At 31.5% G+C, this 25,599-nt stretch carries 20 protein-coding genes and 1 tRNA gene; 14 read left to right on the top strand and 7 right to left on the bottom strand.

Annotation, left to right across the window (positions count from 1 at the left end; genetic code table 11):
- Positions 1-249: 249 nt before the first annotated feature.
- The 9 genes from Q0829_RS26935 to Q0829_RS26895 all read left to right on the top strand — a co-directional run bounded on the left by Q0829_RS26935 (position 250) and on the right by Q0829_RS26895 (position 14,357).
- A complete protein-coding gene (locus tag Q0829_RS26935; protein ID WP_298549077.1) occupies positions 250-3,627 on the top strand; it encodes a starch-binding protein in 3,378 nt (1,125 codons plus the stop codon).
- A 72-nt stretch (positions 3,628-3,699) separates the two neighbouring features.
- Positions 3,700-4,155, top strand: coding sequence for a methyltransferase (locus tag Q0829_RS26930; protein ID WP_298549075.1), 456 nt, complete (start codon positions 3,700-3,702; stop codon positions 4,153-4,155).
- A 765-nt stretch (positions 4,156-4,920) separates the two neighbouring features.
- Positions 4,921-6,714 (top strand): type VI secretion system Vgr family protein, encoded by a 1,794-nt coding sequence (gene vgrG, locus Q0829_RS26925; RefSeq protein WP_298549074.1) that lies wholly within the window; start codon positions 4,921-4,923, stop codon positions 6,712-6,714.
- Between the two features lie 3 nt (positions 6,715-6,717).
- Entirely contained in the window at positions 6,718-7,575 is an 858-nt protein-coding gene (locus tag Q0829_RS26920) for a hypothetical protein (RefSeq protein ID WP_298549073.1), read from the top strand.
- A gap of 13 nt (positions 7,576-7,588) precedes the next feature.
- A complete protein-coding gene (locus tag Q0829_RS26915) occupies positions 7,589-8,020 on the top strand; it encodes a DUF4280 domain-containing protein (protein WP_298549072.1) in 432 nt (143 codons plus the stop codon).
- A gap of 11 nt (positions 8,021-8,031) precedes the next feature.
- Positions 8,032-9,114 (top strand): DUF6402 family protein, encoded by a 1,083-nt coding sequence (locus tag Q0829_RS26910; RefSeq protein WP_298549071.1) that lies wholly within the window; start codon positions 8,032-8,034, stop codon positions 9,112-9,114.
- Between the two features lie 19 nt (positions 9,115-9,133).
- Positions 9,134-11,833 (top strand): M23 family metallopeptidase, encoded by a 2,700-nt coding sequence (locus Q0829_RS26905; RefSeq protein WP_298549070.1) that lies wholly within the window; start codon positions 9,134-9,136, stop codon positions 11,831-11,833.
- A gap of 11 nt (positions 11,834-11,844) precedes the next feature.
- Positions 11,845-12,852, top strand: a complete 1,008-nt coding sequence (locus Q0829_RS26900; RefSeq protein ID WP_298549069.1) for a hypothetical protein — start codon at positions 11,845-11,847, stop codon at positions 12,850-12,852.
- Positions 12,853-13,043: 191 nt separating this feature from the next.
- Entirely contained in the window at positions 13,044-14,357 is a 1,314-nt protein-coding gene (locus tag Q0829_RS26895) for a hypothetical protein (RefSeq protein ID WP_298549067.1), read from the top strand.
- 62 nt (positions 14,358-14,419) lie between these two features.
- Here Q0829_RS26895 and Q0829_RS26890 read toward each other — a convergent pair whose 3' ends face one another.
- Together Q0829_RS26890 and Q0829_RS26885 are read right to left on the bottom strand one after the other, a co-directional pair.
- A complete protein-coding gene (locus Q0829_RS26890; RefSeq protein ID WP_298549066.1) occupies positions 14,420-15,073 on the bottom strand; it encodes a response regulator transcription factor in 654 nt (217 codons plus the stop codon).
- On the bottom strand, positions 15,057-16,973 hold the full coding sequence (locus tag Q0829_RS26885) for a sensor histidine kinase (RefSeq protein ID WP_298549064.1): 1,917 nt from the start codon (positions 16,971-16,973) through the stop codon (positions 15,057-15,059). The genes Q0829_RS26890 and Q0829_RS26885 overlap by 17 nt, the downstream gene beginning before the upstream one ends.
- 315 nt (positions 16,974-17,288) lie before the next feature.
- On the opposite strand from Q0829_RS26885, the gene Q0829_RS26880 reads away from it, so the two are divergent.
- The 3 genes from Q0829_RS26880 (at position 17,289) to Q0829_RS26870 (ending at position 19,738) form a co-directional block, all read left to right on the top strand.
- A complete protein-coding gene (locus tag Q0829_RS26880) occupies positions 17,289-18,590 on the top strand; it encodes a cytochrome ubiquinol oxidase subunit I (protein ID WP_298549062.1) in 1,302 nt (433 codons plus the stop codon).
- Between the two features lie 3 nt (positions 18,591-18,593).
- On the top strand, positions 18,594-19,631 hold the full coding sequence (locus Q0829_RS26875; protein ID WP_298549061.1) for a cytochrome d ubiquinol oxidase subunit II: 1,038 nt from the start codon (positions 18,594-18,596) through the stop codon (positions 19,629-19,631).
- Between the two features lie 32 nt (positions 19,632-19,663).
- Positions 19,664-19,738: transfer RNA gene (locus Q0829_RS26870), tRNA-Pro, on the top strand.
- A gap of 156 nt (positions 19,739-19,894) precedes the next feature.
- Here the strand turns inward: Q0829_RS26870 and Q0829_RS26865 are convergent.
- Entirely contained in the window at positions 19,895-20,263 is a 369-nt protein-coding gene (locus Q0829_RS26865; RefSeq protein WP_298549060.1) for a DUF983 domain-containing protein, read from the bottom strand.
- A 176-nt stretch (positions 20,264-20,439) separates the two neighbouring features.
- On the opposite strand from Q0829_RS26865, the gene Q0829_RS26860 reads away from it, so the two are divergent.
- On the top strand, positions 20,440-21,318 hold the full coding sequence (locus Q0829_RS26860; protein ID WP_298549058.1) for a helix-turn-helix transcriptional regulator: 879 nt from the start codon (positions 20,440-20,442) through the stop codon (positions 21,316-21,318).
- A gap of 76 nt (positions 21,319-21,394) precedes the next feature.
- Here Q0829_RS26860 and Q0829_RS26855 read toward each other — a convergent pair whose 3' ends face one another.
- A complete protein-coding gene (locus tag Q0829_RS26855) occupies positions 21,395-21,751 on the bottom strand; it encodes a hypothetical protein (RefSeq protein WP_298549056.1) in 357 nt (118 codons plus the stop codon).
- A 126-nt stretch (positions 21,752-21,877) separates the two neighbouring features.
- Between Q0829_RS26855 and Q0829_RS26850 the strand changes: the two genes are divergently transcribed.
- Complete coding sequence (locus Q0829_RS26850; RefSeq protein WP_298549054.1) at positions 21,878-22,723, top strand: AraC family transcriptional regulator; 846 nt, start codon at positions 21,878-21,880, stop codon at positions 22,721-22,723.
- Between the two features lie 96 nt (positions 22,724-22,819).
- Here Q0829_RS26850 and Q0829_RS26845 read toward each other — a convergent pair whose 3' ends face one another.
- From Q0829_RS26845 to Q0829_RS26835, 3 genes are all read right to left on the bottom strand, one after another.
- Positions 22,820-23,629: an OmpA family protein gene (locus Q0829_RS26845; protein WP_298549052.1), complete on the bottom strand. Its 810-nt coding sequence runs from the start codon at positions 23,627-23,629 to the stop codon at positions 22,820-22,822.
- 68 nt (positions 23,630-23,697) lie between these two features.
- Entirely contained in the window at positions 23,698-24,138 is a 441-nt protein-coding gene (locus tag Q0829_RS26840; protein ID WP_298549050.1) for a hypothetical protein, read from the bottom strand.
- A 64-nt stretch (positions 24,139-24,202) separates the two neighbouring features.
- A complete protein-coding gene (locus Q0829_RS26835; RefSeq protein WP_298549048.1) occupies positions 24,203-25,450 on the bottom strand; it encodes a PepSY domain-containing protein in 1,248 nt (415 codons plus the stop codon).
- Positions 25,451-25,599: the final 149 nt, after the last annotated feature.

Genomic DNA, 25,599 nt, shown 5'->3' with positions numbered 1-25,599 from the left:
TCCGAATTTTCGAAATTTACAAACAGATAATACACTAAATTATACCTTAATTTTTTATTCATTTTTCATTTTTTTAACTCTTCATTAATTAAATATCAACACTCAAACGTTTTCGCAAAAAAACGATACTTCGATTATTATATTATCCGGTTTTTTTTTCGAAATATTTATTACAACGTTTGAGGGATTTCTATAACCAAAGATATTTTTCCTCTTCGTTTTTTATTAACACACAAACAAAACTTAATTATGAAAAAATTACTCTACTTAGGGGTATTGTTGTGCTTATGTTTACCTAAAATAGGTTTTGCACAATCGGAAAGAAATCTCCCATTTTCCTGGGATAACCTAACAGTTTATTTCCTTATTACAGATCGTTTTAACAACGGAGACACTACTAATGATTCGAATTTTGATCGTTTTCAGGATAGTAGAAACAATGAGCTTGACTTCCATGGAGGAGATATTGCCGGAGTAACACAAAAACTTGAAGAAGGTTATTTTGACGAGTTAGGAGTTAGTGCAATTTGGGTGACACCTGTTGTAGAAAACAGACATGGATTTAATAATCCTCCTGCTAATGATCCTGCGTTTAGAGACTATCCATATCACGGATATCACACAAATGATTGGACAGCTTTTGATCCTAACTTTACTAGTGCTGAGGATTTTGAAAGATTTATTGATACGGCTCACAATCACGGTATACGAGTATTATTGGATATCGTAATGAATCATTCTGGGTATAGAACTTTTAAGAATGTAAATGGTCAGCTAGAATTTGTAGATGACGATTACCCATCTGATTGGGTGAGATTACAATGTGGAACAGAGAATGGAGAACTTCCTTGTGATGACCTGACTACACCACTTTTTGGTTTACCGGATATAAGAACAGAATCTTTTAATTCTGTAAACCTTCCGCAATGGTTATTAGATAAATGGGATGCCGAAGGAAGAAAACAAGAAGAATTGAATGAATTGGATGCTTATTTTGCCAGAACAGGAAAACCAAGAGCACCAAGATATTATCTAATCAAATGGTTAACAGACTGGGTTAGAGAATACGGAATCGATGGATTTAGAGTTGATACAGAAAGACACGTAGGTGTTGATGCTTGGGCAGAACTTAAGGATGAAGCTGTTGCAGCCTTAAAAGAATGGAAACAAAATAATCCAACTAAAAAGTTGGATGATCTGGACTTTTACATGACAGGAGAACATTCTGGAGTAAATATTATTGGTAATGTAGGTGATCAGTTACCTGATGATTTTACAGTTGGAAAGTTTAATAGTATGATTAATTTTCGTTCTCCTAAAGAAGCTTATACAGATCTTGGGCAAGAAGAAATATTTAGTTCTTTTGCAGCAAAATTAAACAATAACGATGGAGGGTTTAATACTCCTGGAGAATATAATATGATTAGCTACCTAAGATCTCATGATTTCAGTGAATTCTATACAGGTAATATGTTCGAAGGGGCGGTGAAGTTATTATTATCTCCTGGAGGTGCACAAATATATTATGGAGATGAATCCGGGCGTCAGTTTTTTGATGCTACTACCTATGTGGATGCGGGATATCGTTCTGATATGAACTGGGATTCTATAGATGATGCCATGTTATTACATTGGAGGAAATTAGGAAAGTTTAGAAGAGAGCATATTTCTATCGGTGGTGGTTCGCATCAGAAATTAAGTGATGCTCCATATATTTTTAAACGTGAGTATAATCGTAATGGAGAAACCGATAAGGCATTGGTATTCCAGGGACAGGATAATGATTTTGTAGGAGCACTAAATGTTTTCGGAATGTGGCCTGAAGGAACTGTACTTAAGGATTACTTTTCTGATACTACAGCAACAGTATCCGGAGGAACAGTAACTTTTGGAACTACTTTTGGAATTGTACTAGTAGGTGAGCCTTTTGATCTTTCAGATTCTGTAACATTATCGATAAATCCGGCTTCAGGATTTTATACAGATGCTGTAACTGTAGAAATGACTGCATCTACAACTGCGCAAGGAGCTACGGTGAATATTTTCTATACTGCGGATGGTTCAGACCCTTCTGTTTCTAGTACGCAATATACAGCTCCATTTGATATAACAACTACGACCTCTATAAAGGCAATAGCTTTTGATTCAGAAGGAAATGAATCTAATATAGTACCTGCAGACTATATAATTGGTGATGGGTCTCCATTTGATGTGTATTTCAAAAAACCAGCTACTTGGTCATCAGCTACTATTTATTTGTTTAATCAAAATACTGGAGAAGCATTAGATGGATTTCCAGCTTGGCCAGGAGCAACAATGGATGAAGTAGAAGGAACTCCTTGGTTTACGTATACTATCGATCAAAATGTACAAGTTGGTATTGTATTTAATGATAATGGAGGAGACCAAACAGATGATCTAACAAGAATAACAGAAGGTTGGTATGATGGTCAATGGTTTGATAGCTGTCCAAGTGATTGTCCAGGACCTCAATTACCTGTATTAACAATCTCTCCCGATTCAGGAACATTTAATGGGAGTGTAGAAGTAAGCATGAGTGCCACTAATTCTGGAGTTATTTACTATACATTAGATGGTTCTACTCCAGATGCAACAAGTACATTGTACTCTGGTACATTCACAATATCTTCTACTGGAACTACAAACTTAAAAGCGATAGCAATAAATAGTGTTGGAAGTTCTGATGTAATTAATAGAGAATATTCTATCCAAGACACATCGGGATATACAGTGAACTTCAGAAAACCAGATGGCTGGAATACAGCGTATGTATATTTGTATGATAAAAATGCAAATGCAGCAATTCCAGGATTTCCGGCTTGGCCAGGAATTCAAATGACGCAATTAGGAACTTCTCCTTGGTTTACATATGACATCGATGAATCTGTTGAGGTAGGAATTGTTTTTAACGATAACGGTGGAGCACAGACTGATGATTTGTTTAGAACTACAGATGGATGGTATAACAATGTTTGGACAGATACCTGTCCTGGAGAATGCCCAGGAATAATTCCAGATACTTCATTTGATGTGTATTTTAAGAAACCTTCTTCCTGGAATACTGCATTTATCTATATATATGACAAAAATGCAAACGCTGCAATCCCTGGTGCACCAGCTTGGCCTGGTGTAGAGATGAATGCTATTAATGGATCACCTTGGTATTCTTCTATAATTGATGAGTCTGTAGAAGTAGGAATTGTTTTTACTGATAATGGAGGGGCACAAACGGATGATTTATTTAGAACTACCGATGGCTGGTATGATAACCAATGGTTTGATAATTGTCCAAGTGATTGTCCATCAATAAATGATATAAAAGGTTCTTTTTCAGACAAAACTCCAGTAAGTGATACACTAGAATTGGTTAAAGCTTGGCCAAATCCTTTTAATCAATCATTGACATTATCTTTTACAGGAAATATGAAAGATAATCACGTACGTATAGAAATGTTTGATCTAGCAGGTAAGAAAACAAATACTACGCTGGTAAAGGACACCAGAACAAATACAGTAACTATAAATACATCGAACATTCCAAAAGGGATTTATCTTCTAAAGATAGTTTCCAATAAAAATGTGAAGGTGATGAAAATGGTGAAGTAAACAATTTTTTTGCTGAAGTAAAAACCTGTTGAGGAAGTGATTATCCTTGGCAGGTTTTTTTTATTTTTAGCTATGCAAAATGATAAAAAAGGTTTTACCTATGTATTGATTCAGTTTATATTGTTTGTACTGTATGTTTTTCCAATATATGATTTGAGAATATTTTGTCTTTCATCTATTAGATATTTATTTATAGTATTCACAATTATTGGGAGTAGTATTACTATAGGAACCATGTTACAATTACGTAATCAATTATCTCCTTTTCCTGCTCCTTTAGAGTCTGGAGTTTTAATACAAAATGGGTTTTTTAGATTTTCCAGACATCCTATTTATTCTGGAATATTGATAAGTACTTTCTTTTATGCATTATATAGCTGTTCTGGATCCCGAATGTTAGTTTCCATTGGATTACTGATCTTGTTTTATTTTAAAAGCTCTTATGAAGAAGAATTACTTTTAAAAAAATATACAAAATACAACAGATATAAGAAAAGTGTAGAGCGATTTTTTCCAAAGCTTTTTTAATAATGATATTCCTACATCATAATTTTACTCATTTATACTATGAGTTGTTAATAAAGTAATAGACCGTTTTTTATTTTAAACATTGAAAGAAGTATATCTTCATCTTTGTCGTGAACTATTTTGAAAATATTTTTAAAGAATTTAAATGCTTGTATTTTAATTGTTTATAGCCTTTGTGGTTTAGGTTGTAAAAGTTTGGCACGCGTTTTGAAAATTACTTAGCAACCGATCGGGCAATTATAAGTATCGGTTAAAAAATGTTTAATTAAAAAAAGGAAATCATGACAAATTTTATTTCATTTAAAATCAACTGGAGCGTTTTAAGAAAGTTTTTACAAGAATTACCAGCGGCTAGTAGCCACGCGATTCATCGATAGACTTTCATAAACCTAAACCCCAAACAAAATGTTTACAAAGTACTTTTAATAGCTGGATATAAATTCAATTTTATATCCAGTTTTTTCTTTCCATAAAGGTTAAATCCTGATAATACTTGTATAATTTCTTTCAAGTTAATCTTACTATTTTGCGGCTAACCCTCAATTTTTTTAGTAATGAACCGTTGCGATTTGTAGTGGTTTTCAGGGGTGTATTTCCACTGAATATCTGGTTGATTTGGAGCCGTCAGTTCTCTAAATTTGAAATAACCAATGCAGAATAGTTGTTTATTCTAAGAACTAATTTTATGATCACAAAATATTTTAGTTAAGTAGTAGCAATTTGTTTTTGTAAGTGGGTTACACAAATTAATTTTAAAACTCAACAATGGCACTTCAATCTAATATTCAATTATTTATTGGTGGAGTTTCTATAAAGGCATTTAAGGAACTTACACTGAAACAAGAAATTGATGATCATCACACGCTCGAAATATTATGTCGTAGAGATGTGTTAGAAAAAATTTCTGATTTAAACGAGGATGAAAGCAATGACTTTTTGGGGCAAACTATTATTCTTTCTATATCATCCTTGGACACTTTAGAGGTGTATAAAGAACTAAAATTTAATGGTGTAGTCACAGAAGTAAAAGTGACTAATGGTTTTCACAGATCCATTGGAGATTCTATTTTGATTAAAGCTAAAAGTAATTCAATACTAACAGATGATGGCCCACATTATGCATCTTTTAGTGATGAAAACTTAGAATCAATTCTATCAAATGTTTTCCAAAGATATGACCGATCAAAGTTAAATACCACCGTATCTACAAAATCTAATGATACGTTGCATTATTGTGTTCAAAATGGAGAAAGCAGTTTTGAATTTGCAAGTAGGTTATCTGCTCAATACGGAGAGTGGTTTTATTATGATGGAGAAAATTTAGTATTTGGGATACCTTTAGACTCTGAAGAAACTACATTAACGTATGGTTTTGATTTACAAGAATTCTCTAGAAGTCTACATCCAAGGTCTAATAGTTATTCTTTCTTTACAAATGATTATTTGAATAATGAAAAGCACGAGGTTACCACTTCAGAAATTACAAGTTCAATAAACGGACATAATGGATATGCTTCTAATAAAAGCAAAGACATGTTTCCTCATAAAACCCAGGTCTTTCTTAATACTTATAATGATACTCAAACAAAACAAAGACTTAGTAACCTGGTAAAAGAACAAAAAAAAGCCGAAGAAATTAAACAGGTTATTATTACGGGTAAAAGTGATAATCCTGGAGTTAGTTTAGGTAAAAAAGTAAAGATAAAGGAAAAGAATAATGAACAAGGTGTTTATAGGATTACTAAAATACAACATACAGCTACAGAAAACGGTACGTATGTAAATCATTTTGAGGGAATTTCAGTAGAACAAGATGTATATCCTAATACAAATATTCTTAAGACTCCTAAAAGTGAAACTCAGGTGGCAACTGTTACTGCTAATGATGATCCTGATGGTATAGGAAGAATAAAAGTTCAGTTATATTGGCAAAAGCCATTAGGTGTCTATACTCCTTGGCTTCGTGTAATGACACCACATTCTGGTGGAGATAAAGGATTTCATTTTATTCCTGAAGTAGGAGAAGAAGTACTTATTGGGTTTGAGGGAGGAAATGCAGAAAGACCTTTTGTTATGGGAGCACTTTATAATGGATCTGCAAATCCAGCTGGATGGAAAACAGATAAAAACAATGTAAAAGCAATTAGAACCAGAAGTGGTCATACAATTGAGCTTAATGATACAGATAAAGCAGAATTTATTACTATAAAAGATAAAAACGAAAATCTAATTCACATAGATACAGCTAATAATAATATTACTATCACAGCTTTAGAGACAATGACATTGAACTCTAAAAATATGGAGATAAATGTGGATCAAAATTTAGACATTAACGTAGGTAATGATAAAACAGAACGGATTACTAAAACTCATAAAGTGAATACAAGTAAGAGTATAGAGTTTGCGTCTCAAACAAAATCTGTTAATGTTAATTTAGCATATATGCAATCTGCAGGAAGTACAAGTCTAATATCCGTAGCAGGAGATTTAACGATGCATGCTAAAGGTATTTCTACATTACAGGGTAATTCTGACGTAAAAATTAGCAAAGGTTAAGTTATGAGAATGTTTACAGAAGATCAAGTAACAATAGGGATACTTCCTACCTCTGAAATAGTAAGTTATCATCAAAAAATACATTCAGAAATTAGCTGTTATAATCGAATAGAGAATCAAGTACTCCATAAAGATATGGATGTGCAAGTTCTAGAGTACAATCCCATGTTTTTTACAGTAAAAATTGTCACAAAGAATGTTACTGTTCAATTGGGTTCTATACTAAAAAAACAACAAGATTTAACTAAAGAAATCTATGAAATATTAAGGGATGTAGAGTTTAGGATGAATTGGAAAGGAGAGTTAATCGAAATCGTAAATCATAAAGAAATTAAAGAGCGCTGGAATAAACAGAAACCAAAATTAAAAGAAAGATATAGCGGGCAGGCAATAGAACGATATTTAATAGGAATAGAAAAGAAAATACTTCAACACGATAAACTTCTTTTAGATTGTCTGCAATATAGACTATATGGATTATTGTTTAATGATCTATTTGGTTATCATTCAAGTGATCCTAAAGAAGCTCATGATAGACTTCGTGTTATTGGAAATATGGTATATCAACTTCCTTTAAGCATAAGAGAAAGAGTATTGCTTTTAAGTGAAGAAGAAGACAAAGTAATTATTGGTATTTCTGGAACTTTAGATGAAGAACAGGAATATGCTACAAAAATTAGAAATTTATTTAAAAGAAAAAATATTTCCAGCCCTGAAGGGGTTAAACTAACTGATTATATGGGAGAGTACAGGTACAATAAAAAGACCGGTATTTTTGATAGCATCACTCTTAATATGATTACAGAGTATGGTACAGATTATAAAAAAAATCAAAACTATCAACTAAAACAAGAAGTATAATAAAACAAAAGGTATGAGTGGAAAGAAATACGTTTGCAATGGTGCAAAAATAGAATGCTCCTTATGTACCAAACCTATAGGAAAACTAAAGGTAACTTCTAATACTATTAAATTGCAAGATAAAACTTGGGCAAATATTAAGGATAAAACAAAAGCTAACCTGAAATTTAGTGGTAAATGTTTAAAAAGTCCAAAACAAAAAATTCCTTGTAAAGCAATTATAGCTCCTGTAAAATGGATTAATACTGGTGAAATCTTAATTCAAGGTGATAAAGCCTTATTAGAGTGTTCTACTATTAAATGTAGTTATGGTGGGGCGACGATTAAAATCAAAGATCATATCCAAAAATCAGAACCAGAAGCTATAGAAGCTACAGATGTAGACGGAATAACTCCAGATGAGCCCGTGTCTACTACATTAGCATCCTCAAAGTTTTCCGATTAATTGATTATAATATGATACTTCAATTTGAAACAGATAGAGTTACCTTAAATTTCTTACCAGAGATAGGAATTAAGCAAAATCAATATGTTATAAAAGCGTATGCGAAAAATCCTCGTTTAAATCAAGATAAGGTGCTGATTTATACTTCGGAACCTATACATATGAAAGATGATAAGAATTCTTATTTCTTAGATATTGATTATTGGTATTATACAAGAGTTGCAAAATATATAAATGTTATAAAAAGGACATTACCTACCTGTATAGATTTTTATTTTTCCATTTGTATTGGAAATGAAGAAAACGAAATTCCTAATCCGTATAGAGTACATTTTATAAAGTACATACCTGATTTGTTGGAAATAGCAGGATACAAACAGGCAAAAAAAGCCCATGGTAACTGGTTTTGTTTGCCTGCAGAGGATAATCCGGAAATAGCAAATCCAATACTAGATTTTATCGATTTTACAACATTGTTAGAAACTTCTTCACGATTCGAGCAGATATATCAGGTGCATTACGAAAAAATTATAGCTCAAATATCTAGATCTAACAGAAATGAGATCAAAAAATCTTTAGTTTATCAGGTGCAGAAAATGATTGACATCTACAGAGAAGAAGAAGCATATTCTTTTGGTATTCTAGAAACTGAATTGGTTGATCAAGAAGAAGCATTAGTACCATTATTTGATACAAATCATTTTTATGAGATGTCATTACAAGAATATTTTATTAAGGAAATTGATGATGATATGGATGGATTGTTATTTAACGACTGTTCCATGAGAGTAATTGCTTTTGGTAAAATAAGCAAAAAAGAAACTCATTTAGGTATACATATAGAGCGTTTAGGTTTTTATCTGAAAGATCAATATAGCTTTGAAAATGAGAATGAAGAGATTTCTTTGAGTTATTGCGAAATTATTGATAAAGGAAAAGTGATTTTTAATCAGGAACCGATTATCAAAGAAGAGAGTTTCAAGATTACACCCGCCAATTATAGTAACTATAGAAAAGATCATGAATTAGGAGGAGATTTTAATTGGTATTCGACAATACATTTTAAGGAAGTATCTATAGAACTTATATTATAAATTATTAAACCGTTTTAATATGATAATCTTAATAGCAGTGGTTGCAGTTGTTGCTGCAGTAGGTGTGTTTGCTTACCCAAATATAAAAGATACGCTTATACCATCTACACCAGATATTCCCATTCCTGATGCAGATACTGATATGGCTTCGGAAATAGAAGAAGTATTAATCGGTATAGAACAAGAACCAGCGGTACGTCCTCAGGAACGTCCAGAAAATCTAGTTCCCGATAGTCAAGGAGCTGTAGACGAGGAAACAGAAACACAAACAGATAAAGAATCAACCGAAGAAGAGTCAACTGAAGAAGAAGAAGAGCCAACAGAAGAACTGGCAGATAATGCTACAGCGGCTAATGATGCTAAAGAGGATGGTATTAATGATGCTTATTTTGCAAAAGAAATATTTGTAGAAAAAGGAGAAGAAGTGGCGGGTACCTATGATGAATATGCATTTGGTAATAATAAGAATTATCCAGAAAATCAAGGGGATAAAGAAGATGATGCAGTATATATTTTAGAAAATACGAGAAGTATTTTAAATGCTAAAAAAGAGTTTACAACAAAAAATGCAATTCTAAATGGTATTAATAAAGATGAATACAGTATAGGAGAGACTATAAGCTTTGTAACTTATAAAATGACACCCGAATATGAAAAAATAGATAGTGCGCCTTTGAGTAGTGAAGTATTTATTGTGGCAAAAACTACCAATCTTGATGAAGAAACAGTTACGATTACGATACAGGAAAAAGAAGAATTATTAGTAGCAAAAGATGCACCATTACCTGTTTTAGATATTCCGGAAGAAGAACAAGAAGAGTCTAAAGAAAATCAAACGCATACACGTAATGAAGAAAGAATGAATGGAGATACAGATTCGGGTATAGCTTCTGAATCAGAAAGTTCTGAAGCAACTCAAGGATCAGCAGCAACAGATTCTGGAACTTCTGAAACTGAAACGTCGGATTCATCAGAAACCAATGAAGAAAGCGAAACAGAAGAAGAAAAAGATGCAGAAGAAAATGAGATTACAGAAATCAAGGCAATTGTAGAAGAAGGAATTGCTAAAAAGAAAATAAAATTACGTCCTAAATCTGCGGAGGATTTAAAAACCTGGACAGAGAAATTGAAAGGCGGTACTGAAGACGGAATGCATACCTATCAGGTACAAGGAGAGTTTTCTGTCACTGGAGATGCAGATGCTATTGCCGCTACAATCCAAAATAGAAGTAATAATCAATTAACAGATCATATCGTAAAGAAGGAAGATATCGTAGAACTTTTGGTAGAAGGTGCTACTTACAATAATACTACATCTTTCGTTTTTCCTAAATATAAAAAGGGTGAACAAACAGAACTTTTATGGTTAAAAGCGCATGCTAATGGGAGCGAAGAAGAACATAATGAAGAGTTTTTAAATGAAAGTAAAGACAAAGAAAATGATGATAGTTCCTATTTTAGGATAGGTGGATGTGATATTATTATTTGGGGAAATAAGTTTAATTGTGAAGAGAGAAAACGTGTTGTTCAAATGGCCAAAAACTTGGAGCTTGCTGATAATGATCATATCGAAGGAGCAAATTGGTTGATGTCGATTATGGCTTTAGAAACGGGTAGAACATTTGATCCTTCCATAACTAATAGTTTAGGTTATACTGGATTAATACAATTTGGAACTCCTGCTGCTACAGATCTAGGTACTACTACTGATGCACTTAGGGAAATGACAATTTTAGAACAATTAGAATATGTTGAAAAATATTTTGAAAGAAGAAAATCAAAATTACTTACATTAACAGATATTTACCTTGCTGTTTTGTACCCTAATGCTGCAGGAAATGGTAATAATCCTGATTATGTGGTTTTTGATGCTACAAGTTCAATTAGATCTAGTAGAAGAGGGTATTCTCAAAATCCAGCATTCTTTTTTGAAGAAGGAGAAAATGGAACTAACCCCAATGGTAAAACATATGTTTGGGAGATCGGAAGAAAAATACGAGAGTTTTATGATGAAGGAGTACAGCATAAAAATAAATGTGATTGTAACAAATCCGGTTGGCATGATCCAGTAGATAATCCGATGTCTACTAATTATATGCAAAGCGGCGGTGGAGGCGAACTTGGTAAAAAGTGGGGGCTATTTGGAAATAGTATTAGAAGTGGAAGAGCACATACTGGCTTAGATTTATTTGCCAAAACAGGAGAGAATATATATGCTTGTGTAGATGGAACCGTATATAATAGAAGATGGCACGGAGGATATGGAAATACGATTACGATTAAAGTGAAGGATCCAAAAGCATTTTTAGCATTAAAAAGATCATACGTATTAAACTCTTCTGATGAACAAAGATCAGGAAATAATTGGAATGAAAGTGGAGATATTTATTTACTTTACGCTCATTTAGATAGTGTAAATGCCTTTTCTTTTGGTGAAGAAGTTACTTCTGGTCAAGTTTTGGGTAAAACCGGAAGGTCAGGAATAACAGCTGGAACAACAGCTCCTCATTTACATTTCGAAATACTATGTCAGTATAGTTTTGGTGTTGGAACTGGTTATCGTATTAATCCAGGTCTTTTTGTACCTTATAAGCATTATGATGATCAAAGTGAGTCAGATAGACAAGAGCAGACAGATGAAAAAAATAATGGTAAAACTAAAGAAGTAAATGGTTCAGAAAAATTAGTCTATGGTAATATGGATGGTTTTACTCAATAATAATTAATGTTATGAAAACAATAATTTTAAATTTATTATTATATCTATTAGTCTTAACTAGTTGTAAGCAGCATAAGAATAATAAAGAAGATGTCGTAAATCAAATAGCTAAACAAGAAACAAATATAACAGACGTTTCTACATATGAAGAAGTTAATTTAACGACAGATGGAGATTATGGAAATGAAATTAAAAAACTAGAACTAAGCCATAAAACGCTTCAGATATTACTGAAATATATCGATGATAGAGCCTATTTACAAGGTGTAAACAAATCAGAAAGGTTATTTACTTGGAATTTAGTCAACGTAAATTTTTATTACGATTCAACATATAAAGACGTAGAGAAAGATATTCACCTTTTAGTTGATCAAAAAGATTTATCCAAAGGCTATATTTTGTTTCCCTCTTTTACAGAAGAATATTCTACGTACTCTTTATATCACTATGATAATAGTGTCTTCGATTACTTAGGTGAATATTCTGGAGAAACCTTTAAAAAGGGAAAGTTTTACTTTGATGATAACTCTAAAGAATTATTCTCTATATCGAAAAATGAAAAAATTGAATTTAAATTTATAGATCGTTTAGAGTTTAATATTTCTGAAAATAAAATTGATAGCGATATTCAGAAAATAAGCGAAAAAATGGATCCGATGTCTTCATCGGATTCGATAAATTCAAAATCACAAAAAGAACCTGATTTAAAAGGGAATTGGTTAGGCTTATATAGTTTCAAGTTATCAGATCTAGAAAGAATGGGAGAATCACATAATATATCTTACCGTTTTTTTATAAGTGAAAAACCATATATTGAAATTACTATTGATGAATCTGACGATAAAAGATTCTACTGCAACATAATAAAAATCACAAAAGATACCCTGATTATTCGAAAAGAAAAAAGTGATGAGGATTATATTTTGTTGAAAGAAAAAGATCAATACTTTATTTCTGGAAATGAGATCTATATGCTTAACCCTCCTAATAATAAGTATCCCTTAACAAAAAAAGAATAAAGGATTTAGTTTGTGTTCTCAGAAAGTGAACTTGATCATAAATCAATTTGTTAAATATTAGTGGTTTTCAGGGTGTGTTTTCTATGGAAATCATGGATGCATATGCTAGTCTTATTTTCTACTTTTAGTGAATAGATATTACACACACACACACACACACACAAATAGTAAAACTCTTAAAACCAATACCAATGAAGGGCTTATTAATCTATAAAAACCTACTCCTCATAGTATGTAGTTTGATTATATTTTCTTGTTCTAAAGAATTAGATGAATCTGATGTTACGCTACTAAACTCCGAAAACGCAATACTAGAATTTACCTTTCTTGCACAAGAGAATGGAGAGTTGGAGGTCGATATTACTGCTAATATTAATCAGGAAGATAAAATAGTATCCGTTGTACTACCATATGGAACGCCAGTTAGAGCATTGAAACCCAGTATAAGAATTTCCGAATCCGCATCCATTGTACAAAATGTAGATGTCTCTTTTGACTTTTCTACGCCGATCATATACAGTATTATAGCGGAGGATGGTACTGTTTCGGATTATACAGTAAGAGTGCGAGTAGTAGCAAGTACAGAACAAGAAATATTATTGACAATTTTTGATCAAAATCCAGATAATCTTTTAGGTTGGGATATAACTAGTAACGATATTTCTACCTGGGAAGGGGTGATTCTTGTAGATGATAAAGTAGTCGAATTGGAGCTAGATGAAAAAGGATTAACAGTATTGCCTCCGGAGATTTGTGATTTATTTTATTTGAAGACGCTATCGTTAGAGGGCAATATGGTTACTGAAATCCCACGACAGATACAAGACTTGTCAAATAATCTAAGAACATTTAACCTTGGAGGGAACCAGATAGAAGTAATACCACAAGAGTTTTTTAGCTTAACCAAATTAACTGACCTAAGAGTGTATACAAATTTATTAACAGAGGTGCCTTCTGATATTAATAAACTTACGGAACTTAGGTATTTAAGTCTGTCCAATAATTCTTTAAAAATATTACCTCCAGAATTGTTTGAACTCTCCAAACTAAATTCACTATTTATTAATAATATTGAATTATCAGAAGTATCTGAGAACATAACAAATTTATCGCAGTTAACATCCTTAGGGTTATCTTCAAATCCTTTAGGATCCATTCCTAATAATATTCTTGAAATTACAACACTTACCAGATTAGACATAAACAATGCCGGTATAATTGATATCCCTTCAGAAATAACCAGACTTACAAATCTAAAACGACTTCAGTTATCTGGAAATAATTTAACCGAAATAAATGAAATTATTGGTGATTTATTCCCTCTAGAATATTTGTTGTTACAAACAAATGCTATCGAAGAAATACCTAGTGAGTTAAGCAATTTGATTAATCTTAAAACATTAGATCTAACAGGGAACAACGTAATTACTATACCTAATGCTATATGTGATTTAGCTAATACAGGTACCGAAATATTATTAGATGAGAATGTAGTCTGTCAATAACAGAATTATATATCGTTTATGATGGAAGTAAGTTTTTAATCTAATTTTGTAGTTTATTGTGCTTAATCGACTAACCCCAATTTAATTGCGTGTTTAGCTAGACCAACTACATTTTTCACGTTGAGTTTAGAAATTAAGCTTGTCCGATATCCTTCAATAGTATACTTACTTAAAAAGAGCTTATCGGCAATCTCTTGTGTAGTATATTCTTTTGCAATTAATTGAAGTATTTCTTTTTCTCGCTTACTTAGATTTATTTCACTATTTTGTTTTTGTTCGAAGATACTTTTTGTGTATGCTTCTTTGATACTATCCGAAAAATAATTAGAACCGTTTAGTATTGTTTCGATAGCTTTTAGAAGCTCTTCTTTTTTAGCATTTTTTGGTATATACCCATTTACTTGCGCTTGAGTTAATTCATAAATTTTTTGAGGCTCTGATAACATGCTTACTATCAGTGTTTTTGTTGCAGGGTGATGCTCTTTGATATGCTGGTTAAGGGCAATTCCATCCATTTTAGGCATGTTGATATCTAGTATTGCTAAATCAATCTGATCAGACGAATTGATATCTAAATATTTTTTAAGATCAAAACCATTACTCGCAGTATACACAATTTCATAATCTGATTCGTGTGATATAATACTTAATAATCCATCCAAAAACATTTTATGGTCATCAGCAACCACTAATTTGTATTTATATTTTTTTGTCATTTAGTATAGTAGGTATTTCAATGCGTATAGCAGTTCCTCGGTTAATCGCAGAATCAATATCTATTTTTGCTTTTAATAACGCTAATCGTTTTTTGATATTTTGTAACCCAATACCTTTCATTTCTTTTTTAACATCAAAACCAATTCCATCATCTTCAAAAATAATTTCGATGGAGTCATTGTAAGCATTAAGGCATATCTCAATTACTTTTGCTTTAGCATGTTTTAAAGCGTTCGTCATTAATTCTTGAATTATTCTAAAAATTTCAACTTTCTGATTGTCATCAATGGTATTAATTTTTTCTATTGGATGTGGTATAAAAGTAATATCTGGATCTGTAACCTTTTCTATCGTGTCTATATATTCATGTATATAATTAGCAAAAGCGGTCTGACTGATTTTTTTAGGAATAAGATTATGAGATATTTCACGTACCTGCTGATATGTGTTATCCAGCTGATTAATAATCGTGTCTTGAAGTTCTTCGCCCTTCTTTATATCAATCATTTGTAGTTTTATTGCGGCAAGATTTCCGCCGATGCTATCATGTAATTCTCTGGCAATTCTATTTCGTTCCTCATTTTGAGCAATTACATAAGTATTCGCAAGTTTTAGTTCTTGTTCTTTAAGAAAAGATGAGGTTTTCTGTTTATTAATTTCTTCTTTTTGCGCATTGTATTTAGTCTTTACTTGTAATTTTTGATAATAAACAAATAGCAACCCAATAATAGGTATGAGAACAATAATAAAACCAATAATATAAAATCGTTTTAATAAGCGTTGTCTTTTAATTTCGGCTTCTTTTACAAGTTGGTCTTCTTTTAATAATAAAATTTCCTTTTCTTTTGTAGCCGTTTCATATTTGACTTCAAGTTCAGTAATCTCCTTTTTTTGCTTTCTATTATTTAAAGAATCCTTAAAAATATAATATTGAACCAACGCATCATTGGCAGATTTGTGATCATTTGCCTCTTTATAAACAATCGTTAGATTATCATAAATATTTTTCTGTATTTCTAAATTAGAAATTTCCTTAGCCTTTACCATTGTACTTGTTAGCATTTGTATGGCTTCAGAATGATCTCCTAAAACCCCTATAACAAGTGCTTTATGAATAATTGCATTTAGGCTTTTATCTATAAAACCATGTTCATCCGCAATCTGTTTACTTTTTTCGTAATAATCGATTGCTTGTTCATACTTTTTGTTTTCATAAAGAACAGATCCCAAATTAAGAGCTATTGTGGCGGAAACTTTAGGATCTTTTTCCGGGGGCATCATTTCAAAAGCTATAAGAAAGTATTTTTCAGCATTTTCAAAATCTTTCTGGAAAAAATATATAGCACCAATATTTACATAATTACCATATATAGCCTGCTCACTTTGAGCATTAGCAATACTTTCTTGTAAAAAACGAATTGCTTTATCATATTCCTTTTTATTCGCGTACAGTAATCCTAAATCAGACTTCACCTTAGTTATCATATCTAAGTAATCTATTTCTTCCGAAATTTTAAGACTTCGATATAATAACTCTAAAGCATCATCTATTTTACCGCTTCTTCTATGACTGGAACCTAATAACCGATATGCTTTGGCTAAGTATTTTTTATTTCTGAGGTGAATTAGGGAAGCTCTGGTATAATACATCGATGAGTCTACTACACCAATAGAATTAAAATAACTTCCTAAAAACAATTTTGCTTTTGCTTTAATAGAGTCCTGATATTTTTTACTCTTAGAAATTTTGGATAAAACCGTGTATGAATAATTTGGATTGGTATCCAAAGAGTCAATTGCCTTGTCAAGTTTTGTAATTGCTGATTCTTGTCCGAAGCAAAGAAAAGCGCTCCAAAAAGATATAAGTATTAGTGTTTTTCTATAGTATCTACTATCCATTTTCAGCCTATGTGAATATAATAAGTTGGTCTCTTTGCTAAGGTAAAGATTCGAGAGTTAAGTTTTATAAACTAACCTTATATTTAATAAAACTTAACACCTTAATGTTTTTAAAACTGATGATTGATGTAACTTTTGGACATATTTAATAACGCATATTTTTGGTATTAATTATTTGTTTTTTGTAGGTTCAGAACTATTTTTCCAAAAGGTTGATAATAACAGAAAAGACAGGTCGTTTTTCTTCTTAAAATGGTCTTTGGGTTGTATCTTTATAGGGTAATTAAAATAATCTCCTTTTTCTAAATATTTTCTATGGAAAACCTTGATGCAGCAAGACTCCAAATGGCATTTACTTTAATATTTCATATTGTTTTTGCTTGTATTGGTATGGTGATGCCTTTTTTTATGGTAGTATCACATTATAAATGGCTAAAAACCAAAGATCAACTCTATTTAACGCTAACTAAAGCTTGGCAAAAAGGGGTTGCTATCTTTTTTGTAACCGGTGCTGTTTCCGGTACGGCTTTGTCCTTTGAATTAGGCTTGTTATGGCCCGAATTCATGAAACACGCAGGACCTATTATTGGAATGCCATTTTCACTAGAAGGAGCAGCATTTTTTGTAGAAGCAATTGCGTTAGGATTCTATTTATATGGTTGGAATAAACTACCAGAAAAGTTTCATTGGTTTACAGGAGTTATTATTGGATTATCTGGAGTAGCATCAGGGATTTTAGTAGTAGCTGCAAATGGGTGGATGAATTCTCCAAGTGGTTTTGATTATATCGATGGTCAGTTTCTTAATATTGATCCGTTAAAAGCTATGCTAAATCCAGCCTGGTTTACACAAGCATTACATATGACTCTGGCAGCCTTTACTGCTACAGGATTTGCAGTAGCAGGAATCCACGCATATCAGGTATTTAAAGGAAGAAGAGTACAACTACATACCAAAGCATTTAAAATAGCAATTACATTTGGAGCAATCGCAGCTATTTTGCAACCTATTAGTGGTGATATTTCTGCAAAAGATATAGCAGAGCGACAACCTGTAAAACTTGCTGCAATGGAGGCACATTATAATACAGAAAAAGGAGCTCCTTTATATATTGGAGGTATAGTAAATGCAGAAACTCAGGAAGTGAAATATAAGCTGGCCATTCCTGGAATGTTATCTTTTTTAGCATTTGGTGATTTTGATGCTGAGGTACAAGGGTTAAATGATTTTCCTGAAGATGAACGACCTAATGTTCCTATTGTTCATTATGCTTTTCAGACAATGGTGGGTATTGGAGGAATATTGATGTTAGCAGGGCTTTTGTATTTTATTTCTTTAAAAAAGAAGAAATGGTTGACTAAAAATAAGTATTGGTTGTTTTTTGTAATATTAGCACCACTTGGATTCATAGCTTTAGAAGCAGGATGGATCGTAACAGAAGTAGGAAGACAACCTTGGATAATTCATAAAATAATGCGAACTAAAGATGCAGTAACACCAATGCCCGGAATTGTATTTAGTTTTTATACTTATGTAGTTGTATATATTACGCTTTCTATTGCAGTAACGTGGTTGATGATGCGCCAAATCAAAGTTCTTAATGCCAAAAATGATTAGTTTATGTTGTATGTAGTATTATTCTTTTTGATATTTTCTCTATACTTATATGTAGTTTTAGGAGGTGCGGATTATGGCGCTGGTATTGTAGAATTATTTTCATCAGAGGAGAATCAGAAAATCACAAAAAAAACGATCTATCGAGTTATGGGACCTGTGTGGGAAGCAAATCATATCTGGATTATTATTCTGATTGTAATTTTATGGATCGCTTTTCCTGTATACTATAATATATTAGTAGTAAATCTTCATATTCCCTTAACTATAATTTTACTAGGAGTGACGCTTAGAGGAGTTGCTTTTGTTTTCAGACATTATGATGCTGTGATTGATAATTCTCAGAAATTATATGATGCCATGTTTAAAATATCAAGTCTGATTACACCGATATTTTTAGGAATGGTTTTCGGAGGACTCATTAGTGGAGAAATTAAGCTTATAGAAGATGTAAGTACCTTAACCTTTTACGAAGCTTTTGTAAGACCTTGGTGTAATGTTTTTAGCATATTAGTTGGATTATTTTTTGCAGCTCTTTGTGCCTTTTTATCTTCAGTATTACTTATTGGTGAATCTGAACCAGGAAAAGAAAATATTTATATTAGGAAAGCTACGATTGCTACTCTAGTAGTTTTTATAATGGGCTTGATTACTTTTGTCTATGGATACGCTAATGCATCTACATTTGTAAATGGATTTATTAAGGATCCATATGCTATTGTGGCGATGTTAATTTCAGGATTGTTATTGATTCCTCTTTGGATCACAATAAAAAAGGGTAGGAGAGTGCTAAGTAGGCTTTTTGCCGGGTTACAAGTGTTTTTGATTTTACTTGCAGCCTTCATATCTCATTTTCCTAATATCATTATTACAAATACGCATAGTGTTAGCTTATTAGATGATATAGCACCGGATAGCGTGATTAATGTTTTGGGCGTATCATTAATCATTGGAGGTGCAGTAATTCTTCCAGGACTTTTCCATTTGTTGAAATCATTTAAGATGATTAAAATTTTAGAACAGAATAAGAACCCTTCTCTATAACAAAAGTATTTTTATATTTGTTTCCTAAATTTCGGGTAGTAGCTTAGTCCGGTTAAAGTGCTGGTCTGGGGGACCAGAGATCGGAGGTTCGAATCCTCTCTACCCGACAAAAAAATCCAATTGTTTCTTACAATTGGATTTTTTATTTTAAAACATCACAAAGCTTGCTCAAAGCAATGTTTTAAAATAAAAAAGACAAATAAAGTGCTAGCTTTAATTGGTTTTCTAAATGTCTGTAGTTTAGCTTTATAATGTTTCTAATTTTATTTATAACTCATAAAAAAATTTATCCAAATATTTCTTGATATTCTAAGAATGATCGGAAGAGAAAAAATCATAACCAGTACAATTATACAATAAGTAGGTATTAGATCAATACCAAATATAAGGTAAGATATAATAAACGCAGTGCTGGCAAACATAATACCTACTGGATAACTTACATACATAGCACCATAAAAAAAGGAAGGCTCAATTTTATATTTTGTATTACAAGAACCACATCGCTCTTTCATTTTTAATGTCTCTTTTAATTTGTATGGATTTTTCTCGGAGTACATACTTTCATTCTGACAAACAGGGCAACTACCTTCCAAGATACTGTTGATTTTTGTTCCTTTTAGAAATTTCATAGTGTATGTTATTTGTAAATAAAAGACTTTACCTTTTTTTAGGAGTAAATATTTATTTTTTATTGTGTAAGCTTCTATTCTTTATATTTAAAATACAAATTTAGCAATACTTAGATTTTAAATACTCAGAATTTTATCACAACTTTTTGTACTTTAGAGACATATTTTGCTTTTTCTTGAAAACAATACCAATATTAAATATCACTCAATTTGAAAAGGAAGAATCCTTAACTGATTTTTACAGCAATGATCTAAAGAACCATTTACTGAAAAATAAGGAAATCTTTCATAAGCCACATAAGCATGATTTCTTTCTATGCGTATTTTTTTTAAAAGGTAGTGGCGTACATGAAGTTGATTTTAATTCTTACGAAGTATTACCAGGAAGTGTCTTTTTTTTAATGCCAGGTCAGACACATTATTGGAAATTTGATGAACAACCAGAGGGGTATATTTTTTTTCATTCTCAAGATTTTTATGAATTTCATTTTTCAAATAAAAAACTCCAACAATTTCCGTTTTATTATTCATACAATAATCCACCTTACATAAACTTGAAGATAGATAAGATTACTGCGTTAGCATCTTATTTTAATGAAGTAAATTTAGAGTTTTACCAAAGCCTACCTTTTAATAAACAAAAAATAGCTAGTTTGGTTGATCTTATTTATATTGATTTATCTCGTTTATACATAAATAAAAAAGCCGTTCATAAATCTTCGACTCCAATTTACTTACAGACGTTATCTGTTTTGGAAACTACAATAGAAGAGTTTTATAAAACTGAAAAATCTGCAAAGTTCTATGCAGAAAAGCTAAGTATTACTGCTAAACACTTAAATCGAATTACAAAAACAACATTAAATAAAACTACCACCGAATTAATAACTGAACGTATTATATTGGAAGCAAAACGACTAATTGTGCATTCTGATAATTCTTTGTCCTTAATTGGACAAAGTTTAGGTTATGAAGATTATGCCTATTTCTCCAAGGTATTTAAATTGAAGACACATAAAACACCGTTGGAATTTAGAAAAGAATATCGGTTATAAAGTAATTGAATGAAGATCTTATTGATGTAATAAAAAAATCCAATCATTTCTGATTGGATTTCCTTATTAGTATTTACTATGCGTGATAATAACGTTCTCTATAGATTTTGCCATCTTTCCATTCTGTAACTACGGTTTGTTCAGAAAGCATTGTACTACCATCTTTTAGTTTTAATTCCATTATGGCGTCATAAAAAGAATGATTCCCATTAATAGCGTAATTTTTCACTTCATATTTAATAAACTCTGAAAGTTGGTTGTCAATAAAATCTTGTTCAAATTTTAGATTGAATTCTTTTCCTTTTTTAGGGGCATCATTACTTTCTCTTAATTCTACATCATCATGTAAATAAGTGTCCATAGCTTCAATAAAAGCTCCTTTTGATAATAATTCGTGAATGTGTTTCAGGTTGTTTTCTATTACAGTTTCCATGTATCTTTATTTTTAGATTAATTATATGTGCAAATTTAAATCAGAAGTAAAGGTTGTAAAATGTAAATTATTCCTTAAGACTGATAGATTTTTCTTTTTTGATAAAATTTATTTGTTTATTTGAGTATGAGATTAGATTATTCAAGCATAAAAGATGAGAGTTCCTTTATTCTTACTGATTTTAATTGCTCTCCGGCATTAGATTTACTAAGAAATAAAGGATTATATAAAATCATATGGAGTAAGGATCATGAGGTGAGTTTTCGTGTAGATGGTTCGCTTATTGAATTAAAAAAAGATCAAGTCATTTTTTGTACTCCCATCAATGTATTGGAGATTGATCAAAATACAGATGGTATGATTTCTTTGGTATTCAATAGAGAATTTTATTGCATCAAAGATCATGATCAGGAGGTTTCTTGTAATGGTTTTTTGTTTTTTGGTTCTTCTGTTCCACAGATATTATCACTTAATGAAAAGGAAAGGATAAGTTTCTCGGCGATGTTCGATTCTTTTAGAGAGGAATTTGAAAATAAAGATCAGATACAAGGAGAAATGCTTCAGACACTTCTAAAAAGATTTCTTATTAAATCAAGAAGACTGGTAAAAGAGGATTTGCCAGAACCGGATTTACCAAATAATCAATTGGATACTATCCGGAAGTTTAATATTTTAATAGAAAAACACTTTCGTGAAAAACATCAAGTTGCTGAATATGCGGAGTTATTATTTAAATCTCCTAAGACTTTATCCAATTTGTTTCATAAATATAGTGATAAGTCGCCTTTAGCAACGATTAATGAACGTATTGTATTAGAGGCAAAACGTTTATTAATATACTCAGACAAAACTTCTGAAGAAATAGCGTATGAGTTAGGGTATAAAGAAGCAGGGCATTTTTCTAAATTTTTTAAAAAACATGCAGGAATGAATCCCACGGAGTTTAAGAACAAAAAACTTACTAATTCTTAGGAATTAAGGTACACTTATATTTTCGTTAAAACCATTAAAAAAGACCAACTAGAAATAGTTGGTCTTTTGATATATGTTATATGAAACTTTAAAAAATTAATTCTTCATATTGTCTTTTACTAAATTATAAAATTTATCGAATTTTGGATCAATTATAATTCTTGTTACAGTTTCAATACCTTCGGTACTATATTCACTTTTTCCTAAAGTTTCTAGCCGTTTAGGATCCACTTTATAATCCGTATGTAGCACTCTCACAACAGAAGCAGCTTGTCTGGAGCTTAAATCCCAATTATCTATAAGTTTTTTTCCATCTAGTTTTAGGGCATTACTATTACCTTCTACCAATACATTAAGATTTGGATCGGCGTTTAGTATAGTAGCAATCTTTTCTAATGTTGGTTTTGCTTTTTCATCTACAATATAATTCTTATCGTTTTCTCCAAAAAGAGTAGTATTTGGTATAACTATATGTATCGTACCGTTACTGATTTTTATGTTATCACCTCCGATAGCATTTTTAAACTTACTAAACACGGCTAAATTAATAGAGTCATTAGCAGTAATTGCATCATTGATTACATTTAGTTGTTGATCTTTTGCTTTAATGATTTCTTGCGAAGTCTGCAGGTTATTGGCTTTTTTGTTAGAAAGCTCCGTAAAACTACTCATATTAGTTAATAGCGTAGCATTGGTTTCTTTTAGGTCAGCTACCTGAGTCTCCATTGTTTTTACTTTGGATTGACTTACTCTTTCATTTTTACGAGCTTCAGTTAGTTCTCCTTCTGTAGTTTTTAGCTCTTGTCGAAGCTTATCAATTTCTGCTAATAAGTCTTTCTTTTTTTGAGCGTGTACAAATGTATTGGTCAATAATAGTACAGAGGTAAATAAAATAATTTTTCTCATTGGTTTAAGCGATTTGTTGCAGCAGCAAAAATAAAACAATTTTATAAACTATAACCAAAAACCATAGGTTATGACTTTTCTAACAGCTTCTTTGCATTATTAATACTAGAATTGATCTGATCTCTTAGTTTCTTAACTTCCAGTTCTTCTTCTTGCAGCATTTTCATTTTAGCAGTAAACTTTTCAATGTCCTTGGTTGTGTTTTCTTCTCCGTGAGGAAATTTATTACTAAAGTCACCCATCCAATCCATCATAAAATCATAAGAGTCTTTAAGGTCTTTTTGAGCAGTAGCGTATGATTTACCAGTAGCAGTCGTGTCAATTTTCGGTTCCAGATCTTTTATTAAAGAACTCATAGTTCCCATTTTAGGCATTACTTCATCGTGTACGTCAATTACTTTTTGCATCAAAGCATCAAACTCTTGCTCTTCTTTGGATAATTGATTACAGGCAACATTGAAAATGAGTCCTAAGGTGAATAAGAAGCAATATAATCTTTTAGTTTTCATGAGTATTATTTTTGTGTTTCAAATGTATTAATTTTTTAAGTATATCGATTAAAGCTATTATTGATTAAGAAATTCTAGTGAGTTTGTATTTTTTTCTTCCGTATTCGATTCCTAAAATAAACAAAAGACTTATTCCAAATAAAGGGAACAACAAAGAAAGTAATACAAGAATTATAACAATACCATATCCAACCTTAAATGAAGCAGGAACTTTAGGAATTCCCCAACTTTTCTTTCGTTTCCGTAATACATAAGATACAATCGCAGATGCACTCATTATTGTCAATATAATTGCTGTACATAACATCAACCACCAATTCCATACCCCAAATTCTCCTTGATGAAAGGCCATAAACCACATTCTACCTCGCATTAAGATTCCTACGTCTTTCCAAGTATGTTTCAGAATAGTTTCTCCGGAATATTGATCAAAGTGAATTTTTTGCTGTGACGATAGATCAGATGGATTAAAATTAGATAGGCTATATACTCCTTTTGAGTCCTTTGGAAAACTAAGTGTTACTTCGCCAGGAAGTTTTAATGTTTTTGCCTTTTCTACAATTTGATCCAGTGTTAAAGGATTTCCAGAAGGAGTAGACTGTATTCGATTTGCTTGCCAGGTACTAGGATATCCGGTGTTTGTTAGTTTTTGTATTTGCTTAAAGTTATTACCAAAAACATCTGTCCAAGGAAATCCCCCAGCTAAAATCATGAGTAATAAAATTGATATCCAGAACCCAGAAATGGCATGCAAATCTCTATAAAAAGTTCTGCGATCAAGGTTTGTTCTTGGTATAAAATATCCTTTTAACTTCCATCCTCCAGACGGCCACCAAACATATAAACCGGTTATTATTAAAACGACCATCCAACTTGCTATTAATTCTATGATCTTAGTTCCGAATTTACCCGTTAGTAGCTCTCCGTGCAACTTTCTTACGATATGCATGTCTGTTTTTTTGCTAATAATCTCTCCAGAAACAGTAGCAGTATATGGATTAATAAACAAACTACTTTTGCCACCAAATCTACCAGAAATAAATTCTGTGGCTTGATTAGGAGATGTAGCTATAATAACAGAATTTGGTTTTTTAATAGCATTAGTATTGGCGATTAATAATTGTTCTTGTAAGGGAATAGGAATTCCGGTTACCGTTACTTCTTTTATATGTTTTTGTCTAGGAGTTTCATAATCAGATTTGAATAAGTAAATCGTTCCGGTTATAGAAAGCACTAGCACAAAAGGAAGTGATATTAGTCCAGCTATAAAATGCCATTTCCATAGCCAACTATTAAGTTTTGATTTTTTCATTATAGATTGTTTTATATAAGCTTATAAAAAGATCTACTGTCGACATTATCTATTACCCCATAATAGATAAGTAGTGTCCAGAAACAAATAATAGAGATGTCAACTCTTTAAACACATACTCAATGCGACAGCAGATCATAATTATATTT

The sequence above is a fragment of the uncultured Aquimarina sp. genome, assembly GCF_947492405.1.
Lineage (GTDB): Bacteria > Bacteroidota > Bacteroidia > Flavobacteriales > Flavobacteriaceae > Aquimarina.
This window is presented reverse-complemented; position numbering and strand designations above follow the sequence as displayed.

Bases quoted from the DNA above. Each gene is read 5' to 3' on its own strand.
- Q0829_RS26935 (WP_298549077.1), top strand. From the start codon at position 250: ATGAAAAAATTACTCTACTTAGGGGTATTGTTGTGCTTATGTTTACCT.
- Q0829_RS26930 (WP_298549075.1), top strand. From the start codon at position 3,700: ATGCAAAATGATAAAAAAGGTTTTACCTATGTATTGATTCAGTTTATA.
- vgrG (WP_298549074.1), top strand. From the start codon at position 4,921: ATGGCACTTCAATCTAATATTCAATTATTTATTGGTGGAGTTTCTATA.
- Q0829_RS26920 (WP_298549073.1), top strand. From the start codon at position 6,718: ATGAGAATGTTTACAGAAGATCAAGTAACAATAGGGATACTTCCTACC.
- Q0829_RS26915 (WP_298549072.1), top strand. From the start codon at position 7,589: ATGAGTGGAAAGAAATACGTTTGCAATGGTGCAAAAATAGAATGCTCC.
- Q0829_RS26910 (WP_298549071.1), top strand. From the start codon at position 8,032: ATGATACTTCAATTTGAAACAGATAGAGTTACCTTAAATTTCTTACCA.
- Q0829_RS26905 (WP_298549070.1), top strand. From the start codon at position 9,134: ATGATAATCTTAATAGCAGTGGTTGCAGTTGTTGCTGCAGTAGGTGTG.
- Q0829_RS26900 (WP_298549069.1), top strand. From the start codon at position 11,845: ATGAAAACAATAATTTTAAATTTATTATTATATCTATTAGTCTTAACT.
- Q0829_RS26895 (WP_298549067.1), top strand. From the start codon at position 13,044: ATGAAGGGCTTATTAATCTATAAAAACCTACTCCTCATAGTATGTAGT.
- Q0829_RS26890 (WP_298549066.1), bottom strand. From the start codon at position 15,073: ATGACAAAAAAATATAAATACAAATTAGTGGTTGCTGATGACCATAAA.
- Q0829_RS26885 (WP_298549064.1), bottom strand. From the start codon at position 16,973: ATGGATAGTAGATACTATAGAAAAACACTAATACTTATATCTTTTTGG.
- Q0829_RS26880 (WP_298549062.1), top strand. From the start codon at position 17,289: ATGGAAAACCTTGATGCAGCAAGACTCCAAATGGCATTTACTTTAATA.
- Q0829_RS26875 (WP_298549061.1), top strand. From the start codon at position 18,594: ATGTTGTATGTAGTATTATTCTTTTTGATATTTTCTCTATACTTATAT.
- Q0829_RS26865 (WP_298549060.1), bottom strand. From the start codon at position 20,263: ATGAAATTTCTAAAAGGAACAAAAATCAACAGTATCTTGGAAGGTAGT.
- Q0829_RS26855 (WP_298549056.1), bottom strand. From the start codon at position 21,751: ATGGAAACTGTAATAGAAAACAACCTGAAACACATTCACGAATTATTA.
- Q0829_RS26850 (WP_298549054.1), top strand. From the start codon at position 21,878: ATGAGATTAGATTATTCAAGCATAAAAGATGAGAGTTCCTTTATTCTT.
- Q0829_RS26845 (WP_298549052.1), bottom strand. From the start codon at position 23,629: ATGAGAAAAATTATTTTATTTACCTCTGTACTATTATTGACCAATACA.
- Q0829_RS26840 (WP_298549050.1), bottom strand. From the start codon at position 24,138: ATGAAAACTAAAAGATTATATTGCTTCTTATTCACCTTAGGACTCATT.
- Q0829_RS26835 (WP_298549048.1), bottom strand. From the start codon at position 25,450: ATGAAAAAATCAAAACTTAATAGTTGGCTATGGAAATGGCATTTTATA.